The following is a 10,661-nucleotide window of genomic DNA, read 5'->3' as shown; positions in this document are numbered from 1 at the left end:
GGACCTGCGTCCCGCCTTCGCCGCCGCGTCACCGTCGTCGCAGCGCCACGTTCGCCGAGCCGTGAGTTTGGCCCCTGTTTCGCGTCTGCGGAGGGTCGCAACTCACGGCTCGGCGCGATGAAACTCACGGCTCGGCGAGCTTTCGGCGGCGCGGGCGGCGAGGGTAGCCGGGGCTTAGAGGCGGTGCAGGAAGTCCATCTGCAGTTGGGCGATGACGGCCGCCACGAGGTAGCAGCCGATCGTGATCACCACGATCCACGAGTACGCGCCCGCCGCGAAACGCCGAACGCCCGGCGACGCGGGCAGGTTGCCGACGGTGAGATTGTGCAGGGTGACGGCCAGGAACGTGGGGATCGTGACCACCCAGGTGACCATGCACCAGGGGCAGAGCACGTCGAGCACGAAGAAGCTCTGGCCCATCAGCCAGAGCACCAGGGCGAGGGCGCCCGTGACACCGATGTTCAGACCGATCCAGAACCAGCGCTTGAAGCGGGCGCCGGCCAAGATCGCGACGCCGATCGTGATCACGACCGTCCAGGCGATCAGCCCGATCAGCGGGTTGGGAAAGCCGAAGATGGCACCCTGCCAGGACCCCAGATTCGTGCTGCAGCCGACCAGGACGCTGAAGTTGCAGGACAGCTGCGCCTGCGGGTCCTCGAGAATGCGGAATTTGTCGATGGTCAGCAGGAATGCCGCGGTGAGGGCGATCAGTCCACCGACGATGAGGAAGATTGCGAGCCCGACGGGGCGCTTGGACTGGTCGGCTGCTGGCACCTTCGGATTATGTCATGTGCCTCGCACGTGATCCTGAGAATGCATGCGATAATCGAAGATGTCGCTTGAGCCGCGCTCAAGTTGATGCCAGAGAAGGCTTAATCACACATTTTTATAAATGGGCCGCACTAGCCCGGATTCATTGGTCCCACGACCAAAGGTATTAGCAGCCAGAGCCAAGAGCCGGTTGCGAACGAAGAGGATTCCCGAGGGTTTCGCGTAAGCAAAATCCTCCCACGAGAGAGTAGCCGGATGGGTGGCGCGGTCGCCCACACCGGTCAAGGAGCGCACCAGTGATGGTGGAAGACAACGAAAACATCAAAAAACGCAAGGGTTTGTTCGGCAGTCGCCGCACAGCGCGCCGTGCTGCCACACCGGTGTCCCCGGTCGTGACGGATGACCCGAGCAACACCCCACAGGACGAGGTTCCGGTCGTCGCCGCGGCGACACGCGAGCCCGCCCCGACCGAGCCACCGGCTCCGGTCCTCCCCGATGATTCCGCGACCGAGCCGGCATCCGCCGCACCGTTCGGCGGAACCCCCGACACAGAACAGGACGCTGACGTGGATCTGACGCTGCCGCCCACCCCCACAACCGACGTGGTCCGCCGGCCCTCGACCTCCCTGGTCTTCCAGGCTCCGGTCATCGTGCCGCTCCCGGCCCGCACCGGCGTTCGCCGCGACAGCCGTGACAGCTACCAGCAGGACGCCCGGCCGGACCGCTCGGACACCCGGCAGACCCACGACGACGAGGGCGACGAGTCGTCGACCGTTCGCCGTCGGGCCCGCCGCCGCACCGGCGACGAGAGCCGTTCGGGCTCCGACGACCCCGCGAACACCGTCGTGCGGGTGCGCGCCCCCCGCGAGCCCGAGCTGATCACCGAACCGCAGCGCATCAAGGGCTCCACCAGGCTCGAGGCCAAGAAGCAGCGCCGGCGTGACGGGCGGGATGCCGGTCGCCGTCGCCCGGTGATCACGGAGGCCGAGTTCCTCGCCCGCCGCGAGTCCGTCGACCGCGTCATGGTCGTGCGCGCCAAGCACAACAAGATCCAGATCGGCGTGCTCGAGGACAGCGTCCTCGTCGAGCACTACGTGGCCAAGAACCAGGATGCGTCCCTGATCGGCAACGTGTACCTCGGCCGGGTGCAGAACGTGCTCCCGAGCATGGAGGCCGCCTTCGTCGACATCGGACGCGGCCGCAACGCCGTGCTCTACGCCGGAGAGGTCGATTGGGAGGCCGCCGCCGAGACCTCCGGCAACAGCAGCCAGGCCCGACGGATCGAACTCGCACTGAAGCCCGGCGACAAGGTGCTGGTGCAGGTCACCAAGGACCCGATCGGCCACAAGGGCGCTCGGCTCACCAGCCAGGTCTCCCTGCCGGGCCGCTACCTCGTCTACGTGCCCAACGGCTCCATGAACGGGATCAGCCGCAAGCTACCCGACACCGAGCGTGCCCGCCTGAAGAAGATCCTCAAGGAGGTCCTGCCCGAGAACGTGGGCGTCATCGTGCGCACCGCGGCCGAGGGGGCCACCGACGAGCAGCTCACGCTGGACGTCAACCGCCTCACCGACCAGTGGGCGTCCATCGCCAGGCTGGTCGAATCCGCCTCGGCACCGGCCCTGCTGCACGGCGAGCCTGACCTGCTGATCAAGATCGTGCGGGATGTCTTCAACGAAGACTTCCAGAAGATGGTCATCTCCGGCGACGAGGCACGCGCCACCATCGAGACCTACCTGGGCCAGGTGGCCCCTGACCTGGTCGAGCGGGTCGAACGTTTCGAGGGCGAGATGGACGCCTTCGACGAGTACCGCATCTCCGAGCAGATCGAGAAGGCGCTCGACCGCAAGGTCTGGCTGCCCTCCGGCGGATCCCTGGTGATCGACCGCACCGAGGCCATGACGGTCGTCGACGTGAACACCGGCAAGTTCGTCGGCTCGGGCGGAAACCTCGAAGAGACCGTCACCAAGAACAACCTCGAGGCCGCCGAGGAAATCGTGCGCCAGCTGCGTCTGCGGGACATCGGCGGCATCATCGTCGTCGACTTCATCGACATGGTGCTCGAAACCAACCGCGACCTGGTGCTGCGCCGCATGCTCGAATGCCTGAGCCGCGACCGCACCAAGCACCAGGTGGCCGAGGTCACGTCGCTCGGACTCGTGCAGATGACCCGCAAGAAGCTGGGCCTCGGACTCCTCGAGTCCTTCAGTGAGAACTGTGAGGCCTGCGCCGGCCGTGGAATCGTCATCCACCACGACCCCGTGCTCAAGCACCGCCAGACCGCTCAGCCGGCGATGGAGCGTCGCCCGCGCAGCAAGTCGGGCGGCAACTCCGGCGGCGACAACGGAAACACCGGCAACGGCGGCAACGGACACCGCAACGGCGGCAACAATGGCGGCAACTCCGGTGACGGCAGCAACAACTCCGGCAGTGCGGCCGCGGCCACCCAGGCCGACGCCAGGGCCGGTCACGGCACCCACGGGATCACCGAGGACGCCAAGCACGCCCTCGCGCTGATTGCCGCACGCACGATCACCCGTTCGCTGACCGGATCCATCCCGATCATGCCGTCCGTTGAAGCCACGCCGGAAACCAAGCCTGCAACCGCGCAGGAGACTGCCGTACCCGCGCAGGAGGTCGAGCAGGCTCCCCGCGATGTCAACCCGATCGAGGCGGCCGTCAACGAGGTGGCCGCCCCGGAAGCGACCGCTGCGCCGGCACGCCGCAGCCGGCGGGCATCCTCCGGGTCGGGCCAGTCGACTCAGGCCAGGCAGCACGTTCAGCCCGCGCAGACCGAGCCCGTCCAGGCGGCCGAGTCCGCCCCGGTGGCACCGGATGCGGCCACCGAGTCGTCGGCGTCGGCGTCGGCCTCGGAAGATTCATCCGAGTCGGTCGCGATTCTCGACATCCCGATCAAGAAGTCCTCGCGCAGCCGTCGCACGGTGAGCAAGCAGGTCACCGAGCAGCTGCTGGACTCGGTGCTCGACTCACTGCCCGAGCCCAAGCAGCCCGGCCAGGGGCGCGGGCGCAGCCGCCGGGTCACGACGGCCGGCGGGTCCACCGCCGGCCTTCAGCCGATCGTCACGTCGTCCCCGGACGAGAAGCAGTAACTGCATCGAATGATCGCCGGGCGACCGGCGGCGTGAGCGGCCGATCGCCGCCTCGCCGCCGGTCGCCCGTCTTCGTGGTTCAGGCCCTCGCGCAGGGGATCAGGCGTTGTCGTCGCGTGGGGGAGCGGGCGGCAGGTGAGCGCGCTGCCTGCCGGTCACTCTCAGCCCGCTGGCCCGCAGCCGCACGACCAGCTCCCGATTGCTCACCGGATGCGCCCCAGCGGCCACCAGGGCCTCGTACAGGCGCGCGGGGACGTCGTAGTGGTCCAGGTCGAATCCGCGCCGGGGAATCCCGTTGGCGGCCGCGAATGCGTGCAATTCGGCCAGGGAAGTGTCGCTGACCAGATGAGACCAAACCGTACTGTGGGCGGGCCACGTAGGCTGGTCTATCAACACCGTCATGTTCAGATTCTACGATCCCGTCTCGGTTTGACCGGGGCTGGATGATCAGCTAAAGTCGACTGTTGGTGTGCGTTGGGCCTTAGCTCACGCGGTCATCAAGGTTTTCTGAAAGCGAGTGGGCCGGCTTGGCCTGTTCAAAGCAGTAACTTTCCATCATGGGGCCTCACGGCTCCCCAGAGATAGGTACGTAACTTGGTTTACGCAGTTGTGCGCGCCGGTGGGCGGCAGGAAAAGGTCGAGGTCGGAACCATCGTCACGATGGACCGAATCAAAGCCAATAAGGACGGCAACGTCGAGCTGGCCGCCGTGCTTCTCGTCGACGGCGACAAGATCACCTCTGACTCACAGTCGCTGGCCAAGATCACGGTTACGGCCGAGGTCTTGAACGACCTCCGTGGTCCGAAGATCGTCATCCAGAAGTTCAAGAACAAGACCGGGTACAAGAAGCGTCAGGGGCACCGTCAGGAGCTCACTCGCGTTCAGGTTACCGGCATCGCCTAGGCCTGAGGAGAAGAACAGATGGCACACAAAAAAGGTGCGAGTTCCACTCGCAACGGTCGCGATTCCAACGCCCAGCGCCTCGGCGTGAAGCGCTTCGGTGGTCAGGTTGTCAGCGCGGGCGAGATCATCGTCCGTCAGCGCGGCACCCACTTCCACCCCGGCGTCAACGTCGGCCGTGGTGGAGACGACACGCTCTTCGCCCTCGAGCCCGGCTCGGTTGAGTTCGGCGCGAAGGGTGGCCGCAAGGTCGTCAACATCGTGGTGGCTGCCGCGTAGGCATCCACAACTTGTAAGCGTGAGGGCGGGCTTCGGCTCGCCCTTTGCGTGTTTCACGGCACCATCGTTTTCGTTTTTGTGCACATAGTTTTTGCCACCTGAAAGGGGCACCCCCATGGCCACGTTTGTTGACCACGTCACTCTCCACCTGCGAGCAGGCAACGGAGGGAACGGTTGTGTCTCCGTCAAGCGTGAGAAGTTCAAGCCTCTCGCCGGCCCCGACGGCGGCAACGGCGGGAGCGGCGGCGACATCGTTCTCGTCGCGGACCCCAATGTGACGACCCTCCTGGGCTACCACCGGTCCCCCCACCGCAGTTCCGCCAACGGCGGCCCCGGTATGGGCGACCACCGGGCCGGTTTCGGCAGTGAGCTGATGGAACTCGCCGTGCCTCTCGGCACCGTGGTGAAAGACGCCGAGGGCAACGAGCTCGCCGACATGACCGAACCGGGCTTCCGGATCGTCGTCGCGCCCGGCGGACAGGGCGGGCTCGGCAACGCGGCCCTGGCGTCGCTCAAGCGCAAGGCCCCCGGCTTCGCCCTGCTCGGCACCTACGGCTGGGAAGGCGACATCCAGCTCGAGCTGAAGACCGTGGCGGATGTCGCACTCGTGGGCTACCCCTCGGCCGGCAAGTCCAGCCTGATCGCGGCCATCTCGGCCGCCCGCCCCAAGATCGCGGACTACCCCTTCACGACCCTGCACCCCAACCTCGGCGTCGTGGACGCCGGCGAGGTGCGCTACACCGTCGCCGACGTGCCCGGCCTGATCGAGGGCGCCAGCGAGGGCAAGGGCCTCGGCCTCGAATTCCTGCGCCACGTGGAACGCTGCACGGCCCTGCTGCACATCCTCGACTGCGCCACGCTCGACCCCGATCGTGACCCGCTCAGCGACCTCGACGTCATTCTCGGCGAACTCGCCGCCTACCCGGTGCCCGAGGGCCAGAAGCCGCTGCTGGAACGCCCCCAGCTGATCGCCCTGAACAAGATCGACGTTCCCGAGGGCCGCGAACTCGCCGAGTTCGTCAAGCCCGACCTCGAGGCGCGCGGCTACCGCGTTTTCGAGATCTCCACCGTCAGCCACGAGGGCCTCAAGCAGCTCAACTACGCCCTGGCCGAGACGGTCGAGGCCGGCCGGGTCGAGGCCGCCGCGGCGCAGGCCGTCAAGCCGCGCATCGTCATCCGTCCCAAGCCCGTCGACGACAGCGGCTTCGTCGTCAAGGTCGAGGGTGGGTCGTTCGGCAACATCTACCGCATCATCGGAACCAAGCCCGAGCGCTGGGTGCAGCAGACCGACTTCAAGAACGACGAGGCCGTCGGCTTCCTCGCCGACCGGCTGGCGAAGCTGGGCATCGAGAACGAACTGTTCAAGGCAGGCGCGATCGCGGGCTCGACGGTCATCATCGGTCCGGGCAACGGCGTGGTCTTCGACTGGGAGCCCACTCTCACCTCGACCGCCGAACTGATCACCGCCCCGCGCGGCACCGACACCCGCCTGGACGACTCCAAGCGCCGCACCAGCAACGAGCGCCGCGAGGAATACTTCGGCCGGATGGACGCCAAGGCGGCCGCGCGTGCCGAACTCATCCGCGAACGCGAAGCCGGCATGTGGTCGACCGGGGAAGAGGAATTCAACGGGGACGTCCTGACCGGAGACGGTTCCGTGCCGCGGAACAAGGCAAAGGAGAGCGACGCCGAATGAGTTCGCGCGCACGTGCCCAGGTCTCGTCCGCACGGCGCATCGTGGTGAAGGTCGGCTCCTCGTCGATCAGCGGCGACAACGCCGACCAGATCGCACCCCTGATTGAAGCACTGGCCGAGACGCACGACCGTGGCGTCGAGGTGGTCCTGGTCTCGTCCGGCGCTGTCGCGAGCGGTCTGAGCTACCTCAACCTCGACGAGCGGCCGGCCGACCTGGCCACCCAGCAGGCGGCCGCCTCCGTCGGGCAGAACGTGCTCACGGCCCGCTACCAGGAGACCCTGGATCGTCACGGCATCGCCGCCGGCCAGGTCCTGCTGACCGAGGGCGACCTGCTGAACGAACCGCACCGCAGCAACACGCGCCGCGCGGTGAATCGCCTGCTCGACCTGCGGATCATGCCGATCGTCAACGAGAACGACACCGTCGCCACCTACGGACTCCGGTTCGGGGACAACGACCGGCTCGCTGCCATGCTGTCCGTGCTGATCCGCGCCGACCTGCTGCTGCTGCTCAGCGACGTCGACTCGCTCTACACCAGGCCCCCGCACCTGCCCGGCGCGGAACGGATCGACCTGATCGGATTCGACCAGGAACTGGCCGGAATGGAGTTCGGGACCTCCGGCGCCGCCGGCGTCGGCACCGGCGGTGCCAGCACGAAGGTCAAGGCCGCCCGGCTGGCGGCCGCGGCCGGCACCGCGGTGCTCGTGACCGCGACCGGCCTGGCCGGCGACGCGCTCAACGGGGCCGAGGTCGGCACCTGGTTCGAACCGATGCCCCAGGCGCCAGGGCGCGCGCTCCTGTGAGTGCGCGAGAGGGAACCGCATCATGGGCGTGATCACCCGCGACCAGATCGGGTCAGCGGCCCGGATCGTCGTGAAGGTCGGGTCCTCCTCGATCAGCGGCGAGAACATCGGCCAGATCACCCCCCTCGTCGACGCCCTCGCCGGCGCCCACGGCCGCGGTGCGGAGATTGTGCTGGTCTCGTCCGGTGCCATCGCCACCGGCATGCCCTACCTGCAGCTGGACGAGCGGCCCACCGACCTGGCCACCCAGCAGGCGGCCGCATCCGTCGGCCAGAACCTGCTCGTCTTCCGCTATCAGGACAGCCTCGACCGGTACGACATCATCGCCGGACAGGTGTTGCTGACCGCCGGAGACCTCGACAACCCGGCGCACCGCGGCAACGCTCACCGGGCCATGGACCGCCTGCTCGGCCTGCGCATCCTGCCGATCGTGAACGAGAACGACACGGTCGCCACCCATGAGATCCGGTTCGGCGACAATGACCGGTTGGCGGCGCTCGTGGCCACGCTGATCAACGCCGACCTGCTCGTGCTGCTCAGCGACGTCGACGCCCTGTACACCCGGGCCCCGCACCTGCCGGGGGCTGAACTCATCGACCACGTCGCATCCGGCGACCCGCTCGTAGGCGTGGAGTTCAGCGAGAGCCGATCCGGGGTGGGAACCGGTGGTGCGAGCACCAAGGTGTCCGCGGCCCGGATCGCGGCCGACGCCGGAACCGCGGTCCTGGTGACCTCCACCGGGCTGGTCGCCGAGGCCCTCCGCGGCGATCGGGTGGGAACCTGGTTCGAACCGATGCCGGGCGTGCGCCCGGTGCGCTGACCGGCAGCATCCGTCAGTCGTCGCTTCGGGTGCAGCCCCGCCCGGTCGCGTAAACTACCGGGATGATGCAGCCCGCGACCGACTCCGTCCTGATCACGCCCACCCTCGAAGCCGCCCGGGACGCAGCCCTCGTGCTCGCGGCCACGCCAACGCGGTGGAAAAACCAGGCGCTCGAGGCCGTCGCCGCCTCCCTCCGGACCAGCGTCGCCGAGATCCTCGAAGCCAACGCGCTGGACCTGGCCGCCGGTGAGGCGAACGGGCTCAGCACGGGCATGCTGGACCGGCTCAGCCTGGATCTTGCCCGGATCGATGCCCTCGCCGACGCCGTGCTGCAGATCGCCCTGCTCACCGACCCGGTCGGCGTCGTGGTGCGCGGCAGCAGCCTGCCCAACGGGGTGAAGATCAGCCAGGTCCGCGTGCCCTTCGGCGTGGTCGGCGTCATCTACGAGGCCCGGCCGAACGTCACCGTGGACATCGCCGCGATCGCCCTGAAGAGCGGCAACGCCGTCGTGCTCCGCGGCGGCTCGGCCGCGGAGAACACCAACCGCGTGCTCGTTCGCCTGCTGCAGGCCGCGGTCGACGGCGTCGGGCTCCCCGCCGCGTCGGTGCAGACCATCGACCCGTTCGGTCGCAGCGGCGCCACCGAGCTGATGCAGGCGAGAGGCTACGTGGACGTGCTCATCCCGCGGGGGAGTGCCGGGCTGATCCAGGCCGTCGTCACCCAGTCGAAGGTCCCCGTGATCGAAACCGGCGCCGGCGTCGTGCACATCTTCCTCGACGAGAGCGCCATCGAGCAGATGGCCGTGGACATCGTGCACAACTCCAAGGTGCAGCGGCCCAGCGTCTGCAACGCCCTCGAGACGCTGCTGGTGCACGAGGCCGCGGCCGACCGGCTCCTGCCGGCGGTGCTGGCGAAGCTGGCCGCGTCCGGGGTCACGATCCACGGCGACGACCGGGTGCGCGCGCTCTTCCCGGCCGCGGTGCCGGCCACGGACGAGGACTGGGGCACCGAGTATATGTCCCTGGAGGTCGCCGTGGCCGTCGTCGATTCCCTCGACGACGCGATCCGTCACATCCGCCGGTACTCGACCGGGCACACCGAGTCCATCATCACAAACGACTTAGTCAACGCCGAACGGTTCCTCGCCGAGGTGGACTCCGCCGCAGTCATGGTGAACGCGTCCACCCGGTTCACCGACGGGGGAGAATTCGGGTTCGGTGCCGAGGTCGGCATCTCCACCCAGAAACTGCACGCCCGCGGCCCGATGGGACTGCCCGAGCTGACCAGCACCAAGTGGATCGTGCGCGGCTCCGGGCAGGTGCGCGGCTAGGCCCCGCTAAGATAGTGGCCGTGGCCCAAGGTTTTGCCGTCTGTGCCCCTGAATGGAGATCCCCATGTCGTTCCTGACCACTGTGCTGGCCGAAACTGCCGTGCTGGCCGAAGTCGAACACGCCGCCCTGCCCATGCCGACCTTCGTCTACGGCCTGATCGGCCTGGTCCTGTTCGCCGCCCTCGCCGCGGTCGTCTGGTCGTACCGTGACGTCGCGAACCGTCACCAGTCCAAGGCGAAGGCCTACGCCGACGCTCACGGCGGCGCGCGCAGCGGCCACTAGACGATACAGCTCCCATCGAGACTCCCCGCCGCCCCCGCATCGGCGTGATGGGCGGAACTTTCGACCCGATCCACCACGGGCACCTCGTTGCCGCCAGTGAGGTGGCGCAGAGCTTCGACCTCGACGAGGTCATCTTCGTTCCGACCGGGCAGCCGTGGCAGAAAGCGGATGTGACGGCGAGCGAACACCGTTACCTGATGACGGTCATCGCCACGGCGTCCAATCCCCGCTTCACGACAAGCCGGGTCGACATCGACCGCACCGGCCCCACCTACACGATCGACACCCTGCGCGACCTGCATGCCGAACGGCCCACCGCCGAGCTGTTCTTCATCACCGGCGCGGACGCGATCCTGCAGATCCTCAGCTGGAAAGACGTGCAGGAGCTGTGGGATCTCGCGCACTTCGTGGCTGTGAGTCGTCCGGGACATGAGCTCAACATTTCGGGATTGCCCAACCAGGACGTAAGCTTGTTGGAGGTTCCGGCTCTGGCGATTTCGTCAACGGACTGCCGGGCGCGTGTGAATCGGGGATTCCCGGTCTGGTATCTGGTCCCCGATGGGGTCGTCCAGTACATCTCAAAGCATCATCTGTATCGGAGTGTGGCATGACGTCGGGTAACAACCCACAGCCACTGACGCGCCGGCAAGCGCGGGAGTTGGCACACG

General features: G+C 67.7%; 11 protein-coding genes. 9 read left to right on the top strand and 2 right to left on the bottom strand.

The window, feature by feature from the left end; translation table 11 throughout:
• Positions 1–174: 174 nt before the first annotated feature.
• Positions 175–774, bottom strand: a complete 600-nt coding sequence (locus E3T42_RS13805) for a vitamin K epoxide reductase family protein (RefSeq protein WP_134403159.1) — start codon at positions 772–774, stop codon at positions 175–177.
• Between the two features lie 296 nt (positions 775–1,070).
• Between E3T42_RS13805 and E3T42_RS13800 the strand changes: the two genes are divergently transcribed.
• On the top strand, positions 1,071–3,881 hold the full coding sequence (locus E3T42_RS13800; RefSeq protein WP_134403175.1) for an Rne/Rng family ribonuclease: 2,811 nt from the start codon (positions 1,071–1,073) through the stop codon (positions 3,879–3,881).
• A 99-nt stretch (positions 3,882–3,980) separates the two neighbouring features.
• Here E3T42_RS13800 and E3T42_RS13795 read toward each other — a convergent pair whose 3' ends face one another.
• A complete protein-coding gene (locus E3T42_RS13795; protein ID WP_134366123.1) occupies positions 3,981–4,283 on the bottom strand; it encodes a DUF4031 domain-containing protein in 303 nt (100 codons plus the stop codon).
• Between the two features lie 192 nt (positions 4,284–4,475).
• Here E3T42_RS13795 and rplU point away from each other — a divergent pair, with 192 nt between their 5' ends.
• From rplU to nadD, 8 genes are all read left to right on the top strand, one after another.
• On the top strand, positions 4,476–4,784 hold the full coding sequence (gene rplU / locus E3T42_RS13790; RefSeq protein ID WP_134366124.1) for a 50S ribosomal protein L21: 309 nt from the start codon (positions 4,476–4,478) through the stop codon (positions 4,782–4,784).
• 18 nt (positions 4,785–4,802) lie between these two features.
• Positions 4,803–5,060 carry a 50S ribosomal protein L27 gene (gene rpmA / locus E3T42_RS13785; RefSeq protein ID WP_104169636.1) on the top strand — a complete coding sequence of 86 codons (258 nt, stop codon included), beginning with the start codon at positions 4,803–4,805 and terminating at the stop codon, positions 5,058–5,060.
• A gap of 115 nt (positions 5,061–5,175) precedes the next feature.
• Positions 5,176–6,756, top strand: coding sequence for a GTPase ObgE (gene obgE, locus E3T42_RS13780; protein ID WP_134366125.1), 1,581 nt, complete (start codon positions 5,176–5,178; stop codon positions 6,754–6,756).
• The gene (proB, locus tag E3T42_RS13775) at positions 6,753–7,559 is read left to right on the top strand and encodes a glutamate 5-kinase (protein WP_134366126.1); all 807 of its coding nucleotides are present in this window, start codon (positions 6,753–6,755) and stop codon (positions 7,557–7,559) included. Before obgE ends, proB (E3T42_RS13775) begins: the two co-directional genes overlap by 4 nt.
• Before the next feature lie 22 nt (positions 7,560–7,581).
• Complete coding sequence (gene proB, locus E3T42_RS13770; protein ID WP_134366127.1) at positions 7,582–8,379, top strand: glutamate 5-kinase; 798 nt, start codon at positions 7,582–7,584, stop codon at positions 8,377–8,379.
• A gap of 62 nt (positions 8,380–8,441) precedes the next feature.
• Entirely contained in the window at positions 8,442–9,710 is a 1,269-nt protein-coding gene (locus E3T42_RS13765; RefSeq protein ID WP_370262498.1) for a glutamate-5-semialdehyde dehydrogenase, read from the top strand.
• Between the two features lie 64 nt (positions 9,711–9,774).
• Positions 9,775–9,993: a hypothetical protein gene (locus E3T42_RS13760; RefSeq protein WP_134366128.1), complete on the top strand. Its 219-nt coding sequence runs from the start codon at positions 9,775–9,777 to the stop codon at positions 9,991–9,993.
• A gap of 14 nt (positions 9,994–10,007) precedes the next feature.
• On the top strand, positions 10,008–10,604 hold the full coding sequence (gene nadD, locus E3T42_RS13755) for a nicotinate-nucleotide adenylyltransferase (RefSeq protein WP_134366129.1): 597 nt from the start codon (positions 10,008–10,010) through the stop codon (positions 10,602–10,604).
• Positions 10,605–10,661: the final 57 nt, after the last annotated feature.

It is taken from the genome of Cryobacterium sp. TMT4-10, from assembly GCF_004403275.1.
Taxonomy (GTDB): domain Bacteria; phylum Actinomycetota; class Actinomycetes; order Actinomycetales; family Microbacteriaceae; genus Cryobacterium; species Cryobacterium shii.
The sequence above is the reverse complement of the archived record's forward strand: the minus strand, read 5'-3'. Positions and strand labels throughout refer to the sequence as shown.